Annotated in this window: 19 protein-coding genes; 15 read left to right on the top strand and 4 right to left on the bottom strand. The window is 59.3% G+C overall.

What is annotated here, in order from left to right:
* Positions 1-178: 178 nt before the first annotated feature.
* The 4 genes from purB to AC0V6V_RS00995 all read left to right on the top strand — a co-directional run bounded on the left by purB (position 179) and on the right by AC0V6V_RS00995 (position 2,964).
* Positions 179-1,489, top strand: coding sequence for an adenylosuccinate lyase (purB, locus tag AC0V6V_RS01010; protein WP_486163632.1), 1,311 nt, complete (start codon positions 179-181; stop codon positions 1,487-1,489).
* 99 nt (positions 1,490-1,588) lie between these two features.
* Positions 1,589-1,969, top strand: coding sequence for a DUF1049 domain-containing protein (locus tag AC0V6V_RS01005; RefSeq protein WP_486166146.1), 381 nt, complete (start codon positions 1,589-1,591; stop codon positions 1,967-1,969).
* Position 1,970: 1 nt separating this feature from the next.
* Positions 1,971-2,645, top strand: a complete 675-nt coding sequence (pyrF, locus tag AC0V6V_RS01000) for an orotidine-5'-phosphate decarboxylase (protein ID WP_486163630.1) — start codon at positions 1,971-1,973, stop codon at positions 2,643-2,645.
* 1 nt (position 2,646) lies between these two features.
* The gene (locus tag AC0V6V_RS00995) at positions 2,647-2,964 is read left to right on the top strand and encodes a hypothetical protein (protein WP_486163629.1); all 318 of its coding nucleotides are present in this window, start codon (positions 2,647-2,649) and stop codon (positions 2,962-2,964) included.
* A 95-nt stretch (positions 2,965-3,059) separates the two neighbouring features.
* On the opposite strand, the gene AC0V6V_RS00990 is transcribed toward AC0V6V_RS00995, so the two are convergent.
* On the bottom strand, positions 3,060-3,533 hold the full coding sequence (locus AC0V6V_RS00990) for a hypothetical protein (RefSeq protein WP_486163628.1): 474 nt from the start codon (positions 3,531-3,533) through the stop codon (positions 3,060-3,062).
* Between the two features lie 100 nt (positions 3,534-3,633).
* On the opposite strand from AC0V6V_RS00990, the gene AC0V6V_RS00985 reads away from it, so the two are divergent.
* From AC0V6V_RS00985 to AC0V6V_RS00960, 6 genes are all read left to right on the top strand, one after another.
* Positions 3,634-4,275, top strand: coding sequence for a phosphoribosylanthranilate isomerase (locus AC0V6V_RS00985; protein WP_486163627.1), 642 nt, complete (start codon positions 3,634-3,636; stop codon positions 4,273-4,275).
* A 91-nt stretch (positions 4,276-4,366) separates the two neighbouring features.
* Entirely contained in the window at positions 4,367-5,584 is a 1,218-nt protein-coding gene (trpB, locus tag AC0V6V_RS00980; RefSeq protein WP_486163626.1) for a tryptophan synthase subunit beta, read from the top strand.
* A 778-nt stretch (positions 5,585-6,362) separates the two neighbouring features.
* Positions 6,363-6,761 (top strand): endonuclease domain-containing protein, encoded by a 399-nt coding sequence (locus tag AC0V6V_RS00975; protein ID WP_486163625.1) that lies wholly within the window; start codon positions 6,363-6,365, stop codon positions 6,759-6,761.
* On the top strand, positions 6,758-7,552 hold the full coding sequence (trpA, locus tag AC0V6V_RS00970; RefSeq protein WP_486163624.1) for a tryptophan synthase subunit alpha: 795 nt from the start codon (positions 6,758-6,760) through the stop codon (positions 7,550-7,552). The genes AC0V6V_RS00975 and trpA overlap by 4 nt, the downstream gene beginning before the upstream one ends.
* 26 nt (positions 7,553-7,578) lie before the next feature.
* Positions 7,579-8,427: an acetyl-CoA carboxylase, carboxyltransferase subunit beta gene (gene accD, locus AC0V6V_RS00965; RefSeq protein ID WP_486163623.1), complete on the top strand. Its 849-nt coding sequence runs from the start codon at positions 7,579-7,581 to the stop codon at positions 8,425-8,427.
* A gap of 26 nt (positions 8,428-8,453) precedes the next feature.
* A complete protein-coding gene (locus AC0V6V_RS00960; RefSeq protein ID WP_486163622.1) occupies positions 8,454-9,710 on the top strand; it encodes a bifunctional folylpolyglutamate synthase/dihydrofolate synthase in 1,257 nt (418 codons plus the stop codon).
* A gap of 107 nt (positions 9,711-9,817) precedes the next feature.
* Here the strand turns inward: AC0V6V_RS00960 and AC0V6V_RS00955 are convergent, their stop codons facing one another.
* Entirely contained in the window at positions 9,818-11,143 is a 1,326-nt protein-coding gene (locus AC0V6V_RS00955; protein ID WP_486163621.1) for an AmpG family muropeptide MFS transporter, read from the bottom strand.
* Positions 11,144-11,149: 6 nt separating this feature from the next.
* Entirely contained in the window at positions 11,150-12,883 is a 1,734-nt protein-coding gene (locus tag AC0V6V_RS00950; protein WP_486163620.1) for an AmpG family muropeptide MFS transporter, read from the bottom strand.
* A gap of 86 nt (positions 12,884-12,969) precedes the next feature.
* Between AC0V6V_RS00950 and AC0V6V_RS00945 the strand changes: the two genes are divergently transcribed.
* From AC0V6V_RS00945 to rsmD, 3 genes are all read left to right on the top strand, one after another.
* Entirely contained in the window at positions 12,970-14,154 is a 1,185-nt protein-coding gene (locus tag AC0V6V_RS00945; RefSeq protein WP_486166145.1) for an aromatic ring-hydroxylating oxygenase subunit alpha, read from the top strand.
* Positions 14,155-14,227: 73 nt separating this feature from the next.
* Positions 14,228-15,058, top strand: coding sequence for a pseudouridine synthase (locus AC0V6V_RS00940; protein ID WP_486163618.1), 831 nt, complete (start codon positions 14,228-14,230; stop codon positions 15,056-15,058).
* Entirely contained in the window at positions 15,055-15,654 is a 600-nt protein-coding gene (gene rsmD / locus AC0V6V_RS00935) for a 16S rRNA (guanine(966)-N(2))-methyltransferase RsmD (RefSeq protein WP_486163617.1), read from the top strand. Before AC0V6V_RS00940 ends, rsmD begins: the two co-directional genes overlap by 4 nt.
* A 30-nt stretch (positions 15,655-15,684) precedes the next feature.
* Here rsmD and AC0V6V_RS00930 read toward each other — a convergent pair whose 3' ends face one another.
* Entirely contained in the window at positions 15,685-16,086 is a 402-nt protein-coding gene (locus AC0V6V_RS00930) for a hypothetical protein (RefSeq protein WP_486166144.1), read from the bottom strand.
* Positions 16,087-16,388: 302 nt separating this feature from the next.
* On the opposite strand from AC0V6V_RS00930, the gene AC0V6V_RS00925 reads away from it, so the two are divergent.
* A complete protein-coding gene (locus AC0V6V_RS00925; RefSeq protein ID WP_486166143.1) occupies positions 16,389-18,707 on the top strand; it encodes an ATP-dependent helicase in 2,319 nt (772 codons plus the stop codon).
* A 46-nt stretch (positions 18,708-18,753) separates the two neighbouring features.
* A complete protein-coding gene (locus AC0V6V_RS00920) occupies positions 18,754-19,383 on the top strand; it encodes a hypothetical protein (RefSeq protein WP_486166142.1) in 630 nt (209 codons plus the stop codon).

Genomic DNA, 19,383 nt, shown 5'->3' with positions numbered 1-19,383 from the left:
CTGTCAAATGAGAAAACAGCAATTCGATTGATAAACAATTTAGAGCCGCACTCGCGCATACTAATTCATGCAGAATCTGGGGCAATGCACTCCCCTCGCCCTTGCCATCTGCGCCGATGCGGCATAGCCGCGCAGCCACATCTTTACCCACGCAATTTCTCACTGGAGTTCCCAAGCCATGGTCCCTCGTTATGCCCGCCCGGAAATGAGCGCATTGTGGGAGCCTGAGGCGAAATTCCGCATCTGGTTCGAGATTGAAGCCCATGCGACCGAGAAATTGGGCGAGCTGGGCGTAGTCCCGGAAAGCGCGGCAAAGGCGCTGTGGGATTGGTGGGCGACGAACCCAAAGATCGACGTTGAGGCAATCGACGCGATTGAAGCCGTGACCAAGCACGATGTGATTGCCTTCCTTACTTGGGTCGCAGAGCAAGTGGGCGACGAGGCGCGTTTTATGCATCAGGGCATGACCAGCTCTGACGTGCTCGACACGACTTTGGCAGTCCAATTGGCGCGCGCATCAGACATTCTGCTCGCCGATCTGGACGCGCTGCTCGCCGCGATCAAACGCCGCGCGGAAGAGCACAAATACACCGCCACCATCGGCCGCAGCCACGGTATCCATGCAGAGCCCGTCACCTTTGGCCTCAAAATGGCTCAGGCCTATGCTGAGTTTGACCGTTGCCGCACCCGGCTGATTGCTGCGCGCGAGGAAATCGCGACCTGCGCGGTTTCCGGCGCGGTGGGCACCTTCGCCAACATCGACCCAGCGGTTGAAGAACACGTCGCGGAAAAGCTTGGCCTGAAACCAGAGCCGGTCAGCACACAAGTGATCCCGCGCGATCGCCACGCGATGTATTTCGCTACTCTCGCCGTCATCGCTGGCTCGATTGAACGGCTCGCAGTAGAAGTACGCCACCTGCAACGCACCGAAGTGCTGGAGGCTGAAGAATACTTCTCACCGGGGCAAAAGGGTTCCTCGGCCATGCCGCATAAGCGCAACCCGATCCTCACCGAAAACCTCACCGGCCAAGCCCGCATGATCCGCAGCTATGCCATGCCCGCGCTCGAAAACGTGGCGCTGTGGCATGAGCGCGATATCTCGCACTCCTCGGTCGAGCGTTACATCGGACCCGATGCGACCATCGCGCTCGATTTCTCGCTCGCGCGCCTCACCGGCGTAATCGACAAGCTGCTGGTCTATCCAGAACGGATGCAGGCCAATATGGACCGGATGGGCGGCCTTGTGCATTCTCAGCGCGTGCTGCTCGCCTTGACCCAGGCCGGTGTCAGCCGCGAGGACGCCTACCGCCTGGTACAGCGCAATGCGATGAAGGTGTGGGAATCGGATGGACAGCTGCAATTGCTCGACCTGCTGAAGGGCGATGAGGAAGTCACTGCTGCGCTCACGACCGAGCAACTCGAAGACAAATTCGACCTCGGATATCACTTCAAACACGTCGACACGGTGTTTGCCCGCGTCTTTGGCTGATGCGCGGCTCAGCAGCTGGCGCTAGACTTAAGGCTGAAAAGGCTTAGGTTCTGCGCTGCTCAAACACCGCCAGTGGCATAGCCGTTTAGGAAACTCTGCATGCAAATTTTGCGCACGATCATTTGGATTGCGATTCTGATTGCAATCATCGCCTTCACCTTTGGCAATTTCGACCGCGCGACCGAGGTGCAAATCTGGCCCGGCCTGGTGTGGGACACTCGGGTTCCGGCGATCGTGATCGTATCATTCCTGCTCGGTATTGTGCCCATGTGGCTTTATCACCGAGGCAGCAAATGGTCCCTCAATCGCCGCATCCGCAGCCTAGAGAATGCGGTGAAATCAAACGCTTTGTCTCAACGTCATGCACCGGCAGCGACCTCAACCGCTGCTGCGCCGGACGCGGCTCCAGAGCCGGTTGAAACGCCACAGACAGGCGCCCTCGCCCCTGACGCCGCAGTGAAACCAGAAAGCAGCACCTGATATGAGCAACCCGATCTATCTCGCGCTCGACATGCCGCAAATTGAGCCTGCCAAGGCTCTGCTTGAAAAGGTAAAAGCGCATATCGGCGGCGTGAAGCTGGGTCTGGAATTTTTCTGCGCGCATGGCAGCCACGGCGTGCACGAAATCGCGCATATTGGCCTGCCGATTTTTCTCGACCTCAAATTTCACGACATCCCCAACACTGTCGCAGGGGCAATGCAGGCGGTGCATTTGTGCGAGCCTGCGATCCTCACAGTGCACGCCAGCGGTGGACGCGCGATGATGGAAGATGCCAAGGCCGCAGCCGCCGAGGGATGCAAGGTGGTAGCCATCACTACGCTGACCAGCCTTGATGCAAACGACCTCACCCGCACCGGCGTGTATGGCAGCCCGGAAACGCATGTGATGCGGCTTGCCGAATTGGCGCATGAAGCGGGCCTCGACGGCGTTGTCTGCTCCGGCCAAGAGGTTGGCCAGGTCCGCAAGCAGTGGAAAGACGGCTTCTTCGTTGTACCCGGTCTGCGTCCAGCGGGATCAGGCACAGGCGATCAAAAACGCGTCGTCACCCCACGCTCTGCGCGCGACAATGGAGCGAGCGTTCTGGTGATCGGACGCCCAATCAGCCGCGCGGAAGACCCGGTCGCCGCTGCAAGGGCTATCGAAGCCACGCTTTGATATGAGCGATGCGGGCGTGCTGCTCCTGTCGGGCATTTTGCTTATCGCGTTACCAATCGGTGCAGCTGTATCCATTTACATGCGTACGAAGGCCAGATGGGTGGTATTGCTTGCGTCAGCCGCGATGCCAATCGCTGTGTATTTTCTGTGGGGAATGACGGAGGGATGCGTTCTTTCGCCACACGCCAATCCGCAGCAATGTTTCGGCTGGGGTTTCGGCCTTATCATCTTTGCGGGCTTCGCAATGCCAGCTTGGCTGATTGGTCTGCTTATTGGCTATTTCAATCCTTGGTCGCGGAAGTGTAGAGCCTCCACATGACCTCTACTCAAATCAAAATTTGCGGGCTCAAAAGGCCTGGGACCATTGAAGCCGGCGTCGCTCCGAAGGCCTTCTAAACGAAAAGAGCTTCGCGCCTACTCCGCTGTCTCCGGCGCGGCTTCGTAGATCAGTCCATCGCCTTCCAGTTTTGAAAAGTCATAGTCGTCGATCAGCGGTGATTGCACCACATAATTGATGAGCATCCAGCGTTCGCCCTGCTCGCGGTATCCAAACGTTTCCAGCGCTTCGCCATTTGCGAATTGGCTGCGCATAACGATCTCAACACTGGTCGTGCCATTCGCGGAATTCACGTTGATACTCTCGCGATTGGTGCTTTCCAGCTCACCCAGAATCTCGCGAAAGTCGCTGAGCATCACCGACAATTGTTCTCTCTTTACCAGCTTGCGAAATTCCGGATGTGTCGTGCGCCAAATCGCGTCCAGATCCCCGCTTTGAAAGCGCTCCTGAAACTGAGCGATCTCAGCCTCTGCGCCTTCCGTTGCCGCAACCGGATTGCAAGCCGCCAGAAATAGCGCCGCGAACGCCGTCACAAACCCAGGTAAACGCATTAGATATTCCCCAATTGAAGCGCACATCCGTCAGCAAAACCTGTGCAGCAGCAATCAATTCTAGCTATGCGCTGCGGATTGCAAGCTCTAAAGCACGCCTATGACAAGCACATCGCCACTAATCAAAATCTGCGGGCTCAAAACGCCTGAGACCATAGAAGCCGCCGTCGCTGCTGGGGCAACACATATCGGCCTGGTGCACTTTGAGAAAAGCCCGCGCCACGTCACATTGGCGGAGGCCGCGCGGCTGCGCGCGCTTATCCCGGCCTCGGTCAAAGCCGTGGTGCTGACCGTGAATGCCGATGTCACCACCATGGGCAAAGTCATCGCCGACGTGAAGCCCGACATCGTCCAGTTCCACGGCGGCGAAACGCCGGAATGGACCGGATTGGTGCGCGAGAAAACCAACGTCGAGGTGTGGAAGGCCGTGGGCCTCAGAGACGAAGGCACACTAGAACGCGCCAGCAAGTTTATCGGCAAGATCGACCGTTTCCTGTTCGATGCCCCGGCCAAGGAACTGCCCGGCGGCAATGGTGAAACCTTCCGCTGGGAATTGCTGCATGGCCACGATCACAAGGTGCCATGGGGCCTCGCCGGCGGCCTTAATGCAGATAACGTGGCCGAGGCCATTCGCGCCACCGGGGCGGAGCTGGTCGACACCTCATCCGGGGTGGAAACTGCGCCCGGTGTGAAGGACGTGGACAAGATCGCGGCCTTCTGCGAAGCGGCGAAGAACGCTTAACTGCACCGCCGTTCGCCTCGAGCGTAGTCGAGAGGCGTGGGGCTGCGAATGTGTCTCGACTTCGCTCGACACGAACGGCAATGATGAGATTATGAACAACACCACCCCCAATTCCTTCAAGAACCAGCCAGATGATCGCGGGCATTTTGGCGAGTTTGGCGGACGTTATGTCGCCGAGACATTGATGCCGCTGATCCTCGATCTGGAGCGGGAATATCGCGCCGCTCAGCAAGACCCGGCCTTTGCGGCTGAGTTTGATGACCTGATGAAGCATTATGTCGGGCGCCCTTCCCCGCTCTATCATGCCGAACGTCTGACCGAGGCTCTTGGCGGAGCGCAGGTCTGGTTCAAGCGCGACGAGCTCAATCACACCGGCGCGCATAAGATCAACAATTGCATCGGGCAGATCCTGCTGGCAATCCGCATGGGCAAGACCCGCATCATCGCAGAAACCGGCGCGGGCCAGCACGGCGTCGCCACCGCGACCGTGTGCGCGCGCTTTGGCCTGCCTTGCGTGATCTATATGGGTGCAGAGGATGTAAAACGGCAATCGCCAAACGTTTTCCGCATGAAATTGCTCGGCGCAGAAGTGGTGCCTGTCACCAGCGGCGGCGCGACCCTGAAAGATGCCATGAACGAGGGGCTGCGCGACTGGGTCGCGAATGTCCACGACACGTTCTACATTATCGGCACGGCCGCCGGTCCGCATCCCTATCCAGAGATGGTGCGCAATTTCCAAAGCGTGATCGGCACAGAGGCGCGCGCGCAAATGCTTGATCGCGTGGGCCGTCTGCCCGATCTGTTGGTCGCGTGCATTGGCGGCGGCTCCAATGCGCTTGGCCTGTTCCACCCGTTCCTCGACGATGCTGACGTAAAAATGCTCGGAGTTGAGGCCGCGGGTCATGGGCTCGACGGGGATGAACACGCCGCCAGCCTGCTCGGCGGATCTCCCGGCGTTCTGCACGGCAATAAGACATACCTGCTGCAAGATGAAGACGGCCAGATCACTGAAGGCCACTCGATCAGCGCCGGGCTCGACTACCCCGGCATTGGGCCAGAACACGCGTGGCTGAAAGAGAGCGGCCGGGTCGAATACACTGCTGTCACGGACAAAGAGGCGCTCGACGGCTTCCAACTGCTGTGCCGCACCGAAGGCATCATCCCCGCGCTGGAACCAAGCCACGCCATCGCCGCCGTCGCCGACCGCGCGAAGCAAATGGCCGAGGATGAGATCATCCTGATGAACCTATGCGGCCGCGGCGATAAAGACATCTTCACTGTGGCGGAGAAGCTTGGGGTTGAGATGTGAGGCGTGACAGACTTCCACTCTTCGCAGCGGCAACTGCGCTGACATCTTGGAGTTTGATTTTAGCCATAGCCCTCAGGAGGCCGCATTATCAGCAATACGCTGATGACCAAGTTCGGCAGTTCGAGCTTTGCCAGAAAACGGCGCATAATTGCTCGCCAATGGTCACTGGTCCTACCGAGCCATGGATACTGCTCGGCATTTCATTGGTTTTCTTACTCATTACCTTGAGTATCCTCATTTGGATATGGTGGAAGCCATGAATATGCCCCACCTCCAAAGCCCCACTCCCTCAAACGTCATTCCGGACTTGATCCGGAATCCAAAGCGGCGATACCCGCAGGCGTCGACCCTAAATTCACGCCTCCGCGGGAATGACGGAAGTGGGAGAAGGCTTGGAGCAGTGATGTGAAGCGTGATTGGCGTGCGCTTCTTGCTTTTTGCACACTGTTATTGAGCCAGTTTTTGCTTGTTGATGCCCTTCGTCTCGAGAATGAACACAGGCAAGATACGTATAGTTTTTCGGCACACGAGAGATACGGCTATCAAACCGACAATATATGTCATGAAGCCCCTTTTGACGGTTACGTCGACGGTCCACCCTGCGATCACAATCACTCTCAAACCGTCTTTTTCAGCGGCCTAAGCCTCCTTCTAATAACTCTAGTCACTATGCTTTTCATTTGGTTTAGGCCCCTCAAGAAATGACCTGCCCGACTGACACCTCCCCCAAGCCCCCAAAGCCCTCTCACCTTCAGGGGAGAGGGTTGGGAGAGGGGTAGTGCGCAGCGCCGCTCTCACGCAGCGCGCCAAGGAAATGCGCAAGGCCATGCCAGAGCCCGAAAAGCGGCTGTGGATGGAGCTGCGCGCAGGCCGATTTCAAGGGATAAAATTCCGCAGGCAGAAGGTAATTGGTTCCCACATTGCAGACTTTGCCGCTAACGAGCCGAAAGTGGTCATTGAGGTCGATGGCGATACGCATTCCGGACGTGAAGCCTATGATGCGGCGCGAACCAAGTCCCTTGAGGATCATGGGTATCATGTGATCAGATTTTCGAATTTTGATGTAGTGGGAAATATGGACGGAGTTTTGGTGCAATTGTCTGATTTTGTTGCTGACTTGCGGGCAAATGCCCCTCCCCCAACCCCCTCCCCAAAAGGTGAGGGGGCCGAGCAATGACACGTCCCCCTTCCCCACTCACTGCTGCCTTTCACAAGGGTCATCCTGCGCTGGTCGCCTTCATCACCGCTGGCGATGGCGACACCGCGGCCAATCTTAATGCGCTGGTAACGGGCGGCGCGGATGTGATTGAGCTGGGCATGCCGTTCACCGATCCGATGGCCGATGGCCCCGCGATTCAAAGCGCCAACCTGCGCAGCCTTGGCGCGGGTACTACCACCGCAGATGTGTTTCGGATCGCCGCCGATTTTGGCAAGCGGCATCCCGATGTTCCGCTGGTGCTGATGGGCTATGCCAATCCAATGGTCCGGCGCGGGGAGAATTGGTTCTCCGTCAACTGCTACAAAGCGGGCGTCAGGGGCGTCATCTGCGTCGATTTGCCGCCGGAAGAAAACGAAGAGCTCAAATGGGACCTCGATGCCCATCTTGTCGATTGGATCCCGCTGGCCACGCCTACCACCGATGCGAAGCGCCTGCCCGCCGTGCTGGAGGGCGCCAATGGCTTCCTCTATTACGTCTCAGTCGCTGGGATCACCGGCAAACAGCAGGCCGCCCAGGACAGCATCGAAGCGGCGGTTGCGCGGTTTAAAGCCGCCACTGACCTGCCGGTCGCGGTCGGGTTTGGCGTGCGCACGCCAGAGCAAGCCGCCGATATCGCCAAAGTCGCCGACGGGGTCGTCGTCGGCTCCGCACTTGTGGAAATCATCGGCGAATATGGCGCAGAGGCTCCCGCCAAGCTACAAGAGCTGACATCAGCATTGGCGCACGCAGTCCACACGGCTAGAGCCTAGATCGCCCAAGCAAACAGGATTTTGAAATGAACTGGTTCACCCGCGTCCGCAATTCCCTGGGCTTTAGCGACAAGCGCAGCTCTGAGAAGGATTTGTGGATCAAATGCAAATCCTGCCAGGAAATGCTGTTTGTTCAAGAATATGAGGACAATCTCTCGGTCTGCCCGCGCTGTGAGCATCACGGCCGGATCAGCGCCGATGCGCGGCTGAACCTGCTGCTGGACGAAGGGTTTGACCTGCTGCCTCAACCGCAGGTCACTGAAGACCCGCTGAAGTTTAAGGACAGCAAGAAATACACCGACCGGCTGAAAATCGCGCGGGCCAATAACCCGCATCACGATGCCTTTGTCGTCGGATCGGGTACAATCGACAGCCACCCTGCGGTCGTCGGGGTGCAGGATTTCGGCTTTATGGGCGGATCGATGGGCATGGCCGTAGGCATGGCGTTTTGCGCCGGGGCCGAGCGCGCGCTGAGGCGCAAATGTCCCTATATCGTCGTGACCGCCGCTGGCGGAGCGCGCATGCAGGAAGGCATTCTCAGCCTGATGCAAATGCCGCGCGCCACCGTGATGACGCGCCGCCTGAAAGAGGCGGGATTGCCCTACATCGTCGTGCTGACTGATCCGACCACGGGCGGCGTCACCGCCAGCTATGCGATGCTGGGCGATATCCACATTGCAGAGCCCGGCGCGCTGATCGGATTTGCTGGACAGCGGGTGATCCAGGACACCATTCGTGAGCAATTGCCCGAAGGCTTCCAACGCGCGGAGTACCTCCACAAGCACGGCATGGTCGACATAGTGGTGAAACGCCACGATCTGAAAGCCACTTTGGCCAATGTGATCGACTATCTGCAGCCGCCCGTCGCGGCGTAGTCACGCGTCCGGTCGCCAGCAAAGCGATGGATTTCGGAAAGTCCGACGACCCGCGCGTTCAAGCTCAGCTCGATCGTCTAAGCCAGCTGAGCGTGCCGGAGGGCCGCATCGGGCTGGACACGATCACCGCGATGATGGAGCGGCTCGGCAATCCGCATCGCCATTTGCCGCCGGTTTTCCATGTCGCGGGCACCAATGGCAAAGGCTCAACTTGCGCGTTTCTGCGCGCGATGTTGGAGGCGGAGGGTTACCGCGTTCATATGACCACCAGCCCGCATCTGGTGCGCTATAACGAGCGGATTAGGCTGGCTGGAGAGCTGATTTCCGATACGGATTTGGCAGCGTTGCTGGCGGAGGTGCTGGACGCATGCGAGGATCTGGGCCCGAGCTTTTTCGAGGTCACCATCGCCGCCGCTTTCCTAGCGTTCAGTCGCGTGCCCGCCCATGCCTGCGTGGTCGAGGTCGGACTTGGCGGGCGCTTAGACGCAACCAATGTGCTGGAGCCCGACGCGCTCGCGGCCTGCGGGATTGCGGCATTGGGAATCGATCACGAGAGGTTCCTGCTCGCGCCGGAGGATGGCGTGCCGAAAGAGCCGATGGCCCGGATTGCGTTTGAGAAGGCTGGGATTGCGAAAAAGGGCGTGCCGCTCGTGACAATGTCATCTGACTACTCAGACGAGGTCCGCCGAACGATCCGGAAATGCGCTCATGCAGTATCAGCCCCACTGAAAGAATTGCAGCCAGGTGATGAGTATAAACTTGGCCGCCATCCCCTCGGGCTTTCTGGCGAACACCAAACGCGAAACGCAGTTCTGGCGGTGGCCATGCTTCGGCATCAGGAAAAGCTCAAAATATCCGCCACCGCGATCAGAGAAGGTCTAAAAGCGGCCACTTGGCCTGCTCGCATGCAGCGGCTTTCGCAAGGTTCATTGGCTGCCGGACGTGAAGTGTGGCTCGACGGCGGCCATAATTGTAGCGCGGGTGACGCTATCGCTGCGGAGTTTGAGGGCACATCACTGCACCTCATCCTGGGCATGCTCGCCAACAAAGATCCGCGCGCGTTGCTCGATCCGCTAGCCGATGCAGTGCGCAGCCTCACCATTGTTCCGGTGCCTGGCCAAGACTGCCACCCGTCCGCAGCATTCGGACCCGATGCGCGCGCCGCGTCGGGCATTGAAGACGCGCTGCTGCATATTCCCGATGACGGTTACCCTGTGCTGATCGCGGGATCGCTCTATCTGGCGGGCGAAGTCCTACGCCTAAATGACGAGATCCCGGACTAAAAAGCACCCGCTTGTCCTGAGCTTGTCGAAGGACTGAACTTCCTTTTGTCGGTCAAAGAAAAAGGGCAGCCCTTCGACAGGCTCAGGGCAGACGGTATCTCACGCATTCACTCGGCGGCTTGCTCCTGCTCCCTCCCCGCCGTGCCCATGGAATCGTCGACCAATCCGGTGCGCATCATCCACCAGAACAGCACGATCCCCGGTATCGCCAATACGGTGGTAAGAAGGTAGAAATTCACATAACCCGTCGCCTCAATCAGGCCGCCCGCCGTGGTCCCGGTGATCAACCTGCCGACGATGCTCGCCGCCGCGCTGATCATCGCATAATGCGCGGCCGTAAAACGCAGATCGCACAGCGCCGAGAAATAGGCGACCACCACAACGCCGCCATATCCGCTCGCGAAATTCTCAAACCCGATGGCCGAGGCGAGCCCCAGGTTAGAATGCCCCGCCGCCGCCAAGGCTGCGAAGCTGACATTGGAAACAGCCATCAGAATGAGCGCGATCAGCACCGAGCGTTTGAGGCCCAGTCGCGCATAGATAATCCCGCCCACAAATATCCCGATCAGATAGGCCCAGAAGCCCACGCCGACGTCGTAAATTGCGATCTCATCATTGCTAAACCCCAGATCATCAAACAGCAGCCGGAAAGTGAGGTTCGCGAGCGTATCGCCGATTTTGTGGACGAGGATAAAGGCGAGGACGAGCCACGCGCCGTGCCGCTGAAAGAACTCTTTGAAAGGGCCCGCGATCGACTGCCACACGTCAGAAACGCCCTTGCGCGCGATCGTGACTTGCCGCCGCGCGGGCTCGCCCATGATCAGCGCGGTGAGCATCGCGGGCAGCGCCAGCAAAGCGCAGGAGAGATAGGCGGCCTCCCACCCATATCGCACCGCGACCACCAGCGCGATGGCCCCTGCCCCAGCGGAGCCGACGCGCCAGCCATATTGGTTCATGCCCGAGCCTGTGCCGAGCTGATACGGCTTCAGCGTCTCAATCCGGTAGGCGTCGATCACAATGTCGAATGTCGCCCCGGCAATGCCAACCAGCACGGCGGCGATGATTGTCGCTGGCAGATTGTCCGATGGGTCGACCAGAGCGAGATTGACCACCGCCGCGATCACCATCACGCCGGATAGCAACATCCACGAGACCCGCTGCCCCAAACGGCCGAGCAGCGGAATGCGCACGCCATCGACGACCCACGCCCAAAACACTTTGAAATTGTAGACGAGGAAGGCGAGCGTGAATGCTGTCACAGTCGCCTTGTCGATCCCATCCTGCGCGAGCCGCGTCGTCAGCGTCGCGCCGATCATCGCATAAGGAAAGCCAGAGGACACGCCGACAAAGAAAGCGGCGAGCGATTCTTTTTCAAAATAGGGTCTCGCCGCGCTCCACCAATCGCGCTTCGCGCTAAGCTGAGGTTCAGCCAAAAGCGCCTACTCCGCTGGCTGCGCCTCTGGCGTGACAACGCCTGATCCGGTCGGCCCGCTGCGCGATTGGCGGAACCATTCAGCCAGGCACAGGGCGACCGCGATAAAGCCGATCAGCGTCGTCAGGATGAATACATCATAATAGCCCTGATCCTCGATCATCTCGCCCAAGGCTCCGCGACCCAAGGTGCCAACCAGCAATGTGAGCGAGGACAGCAGGGCATATTGCACCGCGCTGAAATTCTTGTTCACGATGGAGGATAGCCACGCGATATAGGCCGCGCCTGCGATGCCGATGGCAAGGTTTTCAAAGAAGATTGTGAAGGTCAGCTTGGCGAGCGACGGGCTGCCGATGACGGGCACTTGGCTGATCGCCCAGGAGAACCCAACCGCATCGCTGACCGCCTGCATATTCGCCCCGCCCAGCGCCAGATCCGCATAGAGCAGGTTGGTGAGCGCGGCGAGCAAAGCGCCAATCGTCAGCGTCAGCATCCGGCCCATCATGGTTAGCATAAAACCGCCCAGAGCGAGGCCCAGAATGATCGCGCCGACGCCGAAGAACTTAGAGGCGAAGGCTACCTCGTCTTTGGTGTATTCGAGTTCGCCGAGGTAGAATGGATAGGCAAAGCTGCCCCAGATCGCGTCGCAAATCCGGTAAGTCAGAACGAGCGATAGGATCAGCACCAGCGACCAGCCGATGCGTCCGACAAATTCAACCAATGGCAAAACGAGCGCGCGGTAAAGGTGATCCATCACAAACCCGCTGCCCTGCGGCGCGGGCGCATCTTCGGTGAGCAGATAGTTACCCTGCTTCTTTTGGCTCGCCAGCCAGCCTGCGATCAGCGCCGGCACAATGATGGTCGCGACAATGATCCATGGGCCATAATTGACGGTGAACTCGGTCGGGTTTGGACGGTCCTCCGGCGCGTATGCCAAGGACATATACATGAAGGTCACCACCACGCCGATGGCACCTGCCCATAGGCCGCCAACCACCAACAGCGCCTTGGCGCGAATGCCGGGTTCCAGCTCGCCTTGCTTGCGTAAGCCGACGAACAGCTCATCGACGACCGCGGGCCGACCCTCGGCCAGTTTCTTGCTGTCGCTATCAGGCGCAAACAGGCCGATAAAGCCAATCCCGAGCAGGATCGCGCCCATCAGCAAATAGGTCTGAGGCCAGCCGATCCGCGCGGCGATAATCAGGCCCAATGCCCCGCCGACCAGCGCGGCCAGCCGGTATCCCATTTGATAGACGGTGGAGAGAATATCGAGCGTCGCTTTCTCATCAGCGACGTCAATGCGCCAGGCGTTGATAGCGATGTCCTGCGTCGCGCTGGCCAAGGCGCCAATCCCTGCGAGCAGGCTGAACCAGCCGATGCTCTCATTGGTAGGATTGCTGAGCGCGAGCGAGACAAGGATTACGCCCAGCAGCAATTGCGAGGGAACGATCCACTGCTTGCGTTTACCCAAGCGGCGCATGCCCGGAATGTTGACCTTGTCGATCAGCGGCGACCACAGGAATTGGAACGCATAGGCCAATCCGATCAGCGAGAAGACGCCCATTGTTTCCAGATCAACCTCAGCATCGCTGAGCCATGCGAACAAAGTGCCCAGGAACAAAGCAAAGGGCAGGCCGCTGGCAAAGCCGAACAGCGCCATATAGCCGGTCTTTTTCTGCCCCATCGAGCGAAAGACCTCTGCCCAGCCCGGTTTACTCGCCTTGGCCGCTGCCTCTGACATATTCGAACGTCCTTTCGATCCCAGCCTTCCGATACCGGCCGATTTCTGCAACACTACTCGCGGATGAGAGGAATAGGAACGCTTCGATGAACGCGCCAACAACGCCATCAACACCTTTGGTGGATGATCCGGCCCAAATCCTGCGCCCGACGGCGGGACAATTGGCCCTGGCCGAGCAAATCAAGGCGGGCGGCATGCGGCCAAAAGACGGGATCAAGACACTTCCTGCGAGCCTCTACACCGATCCAGCACATTTCGCGGCGGAGAAAGCCGCGCTGTTTGACCGGCTTCCGCAAGTGCTCGCGCCTTCCGCTTTGTTGCCGGAGCCGGGCATGTCGGTGCCGCATGATGGCACGGGCCGCCCTTTGCTGATCACCCGCGATGCGAGCGGCACAGTGCATGTGTTCCTCAACGTATGCCGTCACCGGGGCACGCGCCTGGTCGAAGGCGATGAAGTGCAATGCGCCAGCCGTCTGGTGTGCCCCTATCACGCATGGACATACAGACTGGATGGGGAGCTGCTTGCCCTACCCCGCGCAGAGACATTTCCCGGTCTTGATAAGAGCGCGCATGGGCTGGCAGAGCTTCCCTCGCTTGAGGCAGGCGGGCTGATCTGGTTTGCGCCTCAGCAGGGCGCTGACTTCAGCCATGCGAAGATATTGGGCGAAGACTTTGCCGCCTTTGGCATGGATCAGGCCCATCTGTTCCGCCGCAAGACCCATTCGGTCGCGGGCAATTGGAAGCTCATCATGGATGCCTTCCTCGAGAGCTATCATGTCACCCGGCTGCATGCGAACACGATTGGCCCGTTCTTTAAGGATGGCGTAACCAGCGGCGATAATATCGGCCCGCATCAACGCTCCGCCGTGGGGCGGCTGGAGGAGATGGAGGGGCTAAGCTTTGAGGATATGGCGCAGCTGCGTCAGGTCGTCACCTTCGCCTATCAGCTGCTGCCCGCGACGATCATCGTGCCCAGCCCTGACTATGTGAACATCATGGTGCTGATGCCGAGCGCCCACAATCACACTCTGGTTGAGGACTTCATGCTGATCCCGGAGGAACCGCAGACCGACAAAGCGCGCAGCCATTGGGAGCGCAGCTGGGATCTGCTGGATAGCGGCGTGTTCGCCAGCGAAGATTTCCGCGCGGCAGAGCTGGGCCAACAGGGTCTGGAAAGCGGCGCGATCGACCACCTCACGCTTGGCACGCTGGAAGGCGGCATTGCGCGCTTTGACGAATCCATCGCAGCGGCCATGGCGAAGAGCGCGTAAAGCTCTTTAGAGCAGCATCCCCATCGCGAGGTTGTTGCGCGACGCCGTCGGAGAGCCTAGGCGCGGGCCAGTTATGACAAACTCTCCCAAAACGCCCCCCAATACGTCGAGGTCCGCAGACCGCCCAGAGGGCGACCGCATCGCCAAGCTGCTGGCGCGCGCTGGCATTGCCAGCCGCCGTGAGATTGAACGGATGATCGATGATCGCCGCATCACGCTGAATGGAAAGCCGGTGGAAACACCCGCGACCTTCCTCACCAACCTGCGCGGTGTCGCCGTCGATGGCAAAGCCGTCGGCCCAATTGAACCCTCGCAGCTCTATGCCTTTCACAAGCCGACCGGGCTGCTGACGGCGGAACGTGATTTCACTGGCCGCGCGACGATCTATGACGCGCTGGTCAACGCCCTGCCCAAGGGTACGCCGCGATTGATGCCAATTGGCAGACTCGATCTGAACACCGAAGGTTTGCTGCTGCTCACCAATGATGGCGGGCTGAAGCGGCAAATGGAGCTGCCCGCCAGTGGCATTCCCCGAACTTACCGAGCCCGCGCCTTCGGCGATGTCTCGCAGGAACAGCTCGAAGCCTTGGCCGAGGGTATTGAGATCGACGGCGTGCGATACGGCTCCATCAATGCAAACAAGGAACACGGCGGCAAAGGCGGCGGCCGCAATCAGTGGATCGAAATGACCATCACTGAGGGCAAGAACCGCGAAGTTCGCCGGGTGCTGGAATATCTCGGTCTAGAGGTCAGCCGTCTGATCCGCACCGCTTATGGCCCGTTTGAGCTGGCGGATCTGGGACGCGGCCAAGCCGTGCGCATTCGCAAGGGCGATCTTGACCGTTTTGTGAGCACGCTGAAACAGGCCCGCAAGCAAAATAAGCAGGACAATCAAGGCCAATGAGGATCATTGCAGGCGAATGGCGCGGACGCAAAGTTGCCGCCCCAAAAGGCGATGCGACCCGGCCAACGGCGGATCGGACGCGTGAGACACTGTTCAGCATGCTGCACAGCCGCCTGGGCAGCTTTGACGACCTCCGCGTCGCAGACCTGTTCGCAGGGTCCGGCGCATTGGGCCTAGAGGCGCTCTCTCGCGGGGCGGCGCATTGCCTTTTCGTGGAGCAAGATCGCGCGGCGCTCGACACGCTTCGCGCCAATATAGCAGCGCTCAGCGCCAGAGACCGCGCCGATGTGCAAGGCGGCTCAGTCATGAGCCTGGGCCCGGCGCGTGCGCCCTACGATCTGATACTAATGGACCCGCCCTATTTTACCGGAGCAGGAATGGTCGCGCTTGACCGGTTTCAGCGCCTCAATTGGATTGGCCCAGCCACATGGATCGCATTGGAAGTGGCGGCCAAAGAGGACGTCTCGATCAAAGGTTCGCTCAAGGGTTTGGAAATCGAAGCGGAACGGCGGGTCGGCAAAGGCAAACTTGTGCTGTTTCGCGCAAGTTCAGCCCAGGCAGAGGACACTGCACCTCCCGCCGCTCGCTTCGATTGATATGATCGGCCGTATTTAGCCGATCACACCTTACTCACCGCCTTCTGGTGGCGGCATGTCTGCCGGTTCACCTTCAGGGGCTGGTGCAGGCTCCGCTGCACCGGCTGCGCGAGCCTCAATCACCTGCCATGTCGATTCGCGGTCCGGTCCGCTCATGGAGGTGATCAGCACACGATCCTCGTCGGTCAGGCGCCAGAACAGTTCCTGACGATCAGGCGAGAGAGTCCAGTAATATCCGCGTGTTTCCATCGGCCATGTGTCATAGGCGGCCTGCTGATCAGGCGGCCAGCTGTCATAAGCGGCCGTTTGATCGGGTGTCATATCGGTGGATGTAGCAGGCGCTGCTTCGTCCTGAGCCAGCGCGGTTGAACCAATTGGAATTGCTAGTGCCATAAGGCCGGCACTGGCTAGAAAAGTAAAAGACTTACGCATGGGGTTCTCCATAAAGATTGATCCCAAGCGTTACGAACGCGACCCGCTTGCCCGTATGAGTTCCCCTCTTGAGCAAGCCCCATCCTTATGACGACGCTTTGGCCCCTTGCGAAGGCTTTGGCGAAGCACGCGGCGCATCCCGCGCACGGCTAAGCGTCATGCGTGGCGAAAGCGCGGTGGGTTGACAATGGCTCGCAAACACTGCGGCGGACTTACGCATTTTCCCAAAGCAGAGACGTGCATGAACGAATATGCGTGCTTGCGGGGGACGATCACGTTCTCTACTTGTTCACAGCAATATTATGACAGACCCCCACGCCATACCCGCCAATGCTCCCCCGCCCGGTAGCGCGCCGATCCCAGCCTATGCTGCGCAATTGAACGCGCCGCAGCGTGAAGCTGTGCTGACGACAGAAGGCCCGGTGCTGATGCTGGCCGGGGCTGGCACGGGCAAAACGGCGGCGCTGACCGCGCGGCTGGCGCATTTGGTGGCGACTCGGCGCGCCTACCCCAGCCAAATCCTATGCGTGACCTTCACTAACAAAGCCGCGCGCGAGATGCGCGAACGGGTTGCGCGCCATCTGGGCGAAAGCGTTGAGGGCATGCCGTGGCTCGGCACGTTCCACTCAATTTGCGCCAAGATGCTGCGCCGCCATGCGGAGCTGGTTGGCCTGCAGAGCAATTACACCATCATCGATACCGATGATCAGCTGCGCTTGCTGAAACAGCTGATCCGGGATGAGGATATTGACGAGAAGCGCTGGCCCGCGCGCCAGCTCGCGGGACTAATCGACCGCTGGAAGAACCGCGGGCTGAACCCCGGCGATCTCGATGCCGGGGATAGCGAGGCCTTTGCCAATGGCCGCGGACAAGCGATGTACCGCGCCTATCAGGACCGGCTGATCGCGCTCAATGCCTGCGATTTCGGCGATCTGCTGCTGCATATCCTCAATATCTTCCGCAAACACCACGATGTACTGGCCGATTATCAGCGCCGCTGGAAGTACATCCTGGTCGACGAATATCAGGATACCAACGCCGTCCAATACCTCTGGCTGCGTCTGCTGGCTCAGGAGCATAAGAATATCTGCGTCGTCGGCGATGATGACCAGTCGATCTATTCCTGGCGCGGGGCAGAGGTCGCCAACATCCTGCGCTTTGAGAAGGATTTTCCCGGCGCGCATGTCGTGCGGCTGGAGCAAAACTATCGCTCCACCCCGCATATTCTAGGCGCTGCCTCTGGCCTGATCCGCGCCAATAGTGAGCGGCACGAAAAGACCCTTTGGACCGAGGTGAACGCGGGCGACAAAGTGAAAGTCGTTGGCGTTTGGGACGCGCCCGAAGAAGCCCGCCGGGTCGGCGAAGAGATCGAACGTCTGGAGGGCGAAGGCGCACCGCTTGACCGGGTCGCCATTCTGGTGCGCGCGCAATATCAGACCCGCGAGTTTGAAGACCGCTTCATCCAGATCGGCATCAACTACCGCATTATCGGCGGCTTCCGCTTCTATGAGCGCGCCGAAATTCGCGACGCCCTCGCCTATCTGCGGGTCATTGCTCAGCCTCAAGATGACCTTGCCTTTGAGCGGATCTATAACCAGCCCAAGCGCGGGCTTGGCGCAAAGACGCTGGAGAAAATGCACAGCCATGCGCGCCGCACGGGCATGCCGCTGGCCGCCGCTTCGCTTGACCTAGCTGACAGTGACGAGCTGCCCGCACGCGCGGCAAACACCATTGGCGCGCTCATGCGGCAATTCCTCAGCTGGCGTGAAAGCGTCGACGAGCTGACCCCCGCCGATCTGTTGCGGCTGGTGCTGGATGAAACCGGCTATAACGACATGCTGCAAAACGAGCGCAGTCCAGAGGCCGCTGGCAGGCTGGAGAACCTCTCCGAACTCGCTCGCGCGATGGAGGAATACGAGACGCTCGGCGATTTCCTGGAACATGTCAGCCTGGTGATGGACAACGATCGCAGCGACGATGAAGACACGATCACGATCATGACAATCCACGGGGCCAAGGGTCTGGAATTCGACAATGTGTTCTGCGTCGGGTGGGAAGAAGGCGTGTTCCCATCACAGCGCTCACTCGATGAAGGCGGCCTCGCCAGCCTGGAGGAAGAGCGCCGGCTCGCTTACGTCGCGATCACCCGCGCCCGGCGCAAATGCCACATTTTCCACGCCGCCAACCGCCGGATTTACGGCCAATGGACCAGCTCCATCCCCTCGCGCTTTATCGAGGAATTGCCGGACGAACACATCGATCAGGAAACCACCATGACCGGCGGCGCGTCATTGTGGCAGGCCAATTGGAGCGAGCAGGACGACCCCTTCGCCCATGTCGCGCAAACACAGCCCGGCAAGGCGGAAAACCGCGGCCCCGGATGGCAGCGCGCGCTCTCCACCGGCTATGACACCAAGCCCAAGCGTATGCGCGAAAACACCCGCTCCGCCGCCAGCTTTGCCGCAAAACCCCGCAGCGACATCACCATCGGCGCGATGGTGCACCACGAGAAGTTCGGGACTGGCTGCGTGACCGATCAAGAAGGAAATAAGCTGGAGATCGAGTTCGAAGAATATGGCACAAAACGCGTGCTAGACAGCTTTGTGAAATTGGCTGGGTGATCCGGTCCATCTTCGGACGTTGTGGAATGGGGGTTAATCAAAAACGATGAGAATTGTATTTTGGCTCCTCGCCCTCTTTGGGCTCAGCGCAATTGCCTTTGTTCAACTCGGCCCAAATCTAATGAAACGCGTGGAGCCAAGGCATTCGACGCTAGCCACCGGAATGCCGCCGCAAATTGCGCTCATTAAGAGCATAGCCTCAAAGAATGGGTGGGAAATTTCCTGCACCGGAAGTACGGGGGAAATGACGGTTGTAAGGCTACTCCCAAGCTTTTCGTTGCCTTTGCCGGTATCTTCCGAAGAACTCTGGGACGAACTAACACCTGTGGCAACTTCATTGAAACACGATGCTAACGGCAACTCGGAAGAGACTTCATGCGATCTCCCAGCAAACCATTTCGAACTTTCAGTCGATCCGGGAGATGAGCCAGTGGTAATGGGTGTAGGTCCGCGAGACTATCTTGAACCATTTCTGGAAATAGCAGAGCAGTGCGATGTCCGCGGAGCGAAAATTGCTCCAATAGAGGCTGAGGAAAAGCGCATCACTGAAGGCGAATTGCCTGCCGGCTCGTTGGGCTTGATTGTCGATCCCGCGCAGGAAGCAAGAACAGGCCCGATCATGTGCTTAGGCCTTCTTTCTCACCACCTTGAGCAAATTTCCGATACGGATCAGTAA

Source organism: Erythrobacter sp. S249 (assembly GCF_057364975.1).
Note: the sequence above shows the minus strand (reverse complement) of the source record. Positions and strands in the feature narration are given on the sequence as shown.

Coding starts and splice junctions, on each gene's coding strand:
- AC0V6V_RS00940 (WP_486163618.1), top strand. CDS start 14,228: ATGACAAACTCTCCCAAAACGCCCCCCAATACGTCGAGGTCCGCAGAC.
- AC0V6V_RS01005 (WP_486166146.1), top strand. CDS start 1,589: ATGCAAATTTTGCGCACGATCATTTGGATTGCGATTCTGATTGCAATC.
- AC0V6V_RS00985 (WP_486163627.1), top strand. CDS start 3,634: ATGACAAGCACATCGCCACTAATCAAAATCTGCGGGCTCAAAACGCCT.
- accD (WP_486163623.1), top strand. CDS start 7,579: ATGAACTGGTTCACCCGCGTCCGCAATTCCCTGGGCTTTAGCGACAAG.
- AC0V6V_RS00930 (WP_486166144.1), bottom strand. CDS start 16,086: ATGCGTAAGTCTTTTACTTTTCTAGCCAGTGCCGGCCTTATGGCACTA.
- pyrF (WP_486163630.1), top strand. CDS start 1,971: ATGAGCAACCCGATCTATCTCGCGCTCGACATGCCGCAAATTGAGCCT.
- AC0V6V_RS00995 (WP_486163629.1), top strand. CDS start 2,647: ATGAGCGATGCGGGCGTGCTGCTCCTGTCGGGCATTTTGCTTATCGCG.
- AC0V6V_RS00960 (WP_486163622.1), top strand. CDS start 8,454: ATGGATTTCGGAAAGTCCGACGACCCGCGCGTTCAAGCTCAGCTCGAT.
- trpB (WP_486163626.1), top strand. CDS start 4,367: ATGAACAACACCACCCCCAATTCCTTCAAGAACCAGCCAGATGATCGC.
- AC0V6V_RS00925 (WP_486166143.1), top strand. CDS start 16,389: ATGACAGACCCCCACGCCATACCCGCCAATGCTCCCCCGCCCGGTAGC.
- AC0V6V_RS00945 (WP_486166145.1), top strand. CDS start 12,970: ATGAACGCGCCAACAACGCCATCAACACCTTTGGTGGATGATCCGGCC.
- trpA (WP_486163624.1), top strand. CDS start 6,758: ATGACACGTCCCCCTTCCCCACTCACTGCTGCCTTTCACAAGGGTCAT.
- AC0V6V_RS00950 (WP_486163620.1), bottom strand. CDS start 12,883: ATGTCAGAGGCAGCGGCCAAGGCGAGTAAACCGGGCTGGGCAGAGGTC.
- AC0V6V_RS00920 (WP_486166142.1), top strand. CDS start 18,754: ATGAGAATTGTATTTTGGCTCCTCGCCCTCTTTGGGCTCAGCGCAATT.
- rsmD (WP_486163617.1), top strand. CDS start 15,055: ATGAGGATCATTGCAGGCGAATGGCGCGGACGCAAAGTTGCCGCCCCA.
- AC0V6V_RS00990 (WP_486163628.1), bottom strand. CDS start 3,533: ATGCGTTTACCTGGGTTTGTGACGGCGTTCGCGGCGCTATTTCTGGCG.
- purB (WP_486163632.1), top strand. CDS start 179: ATGGTCCCTCGTTATGCCCGCCCGGAAATGAGCGCATTGTGGGAGCCT.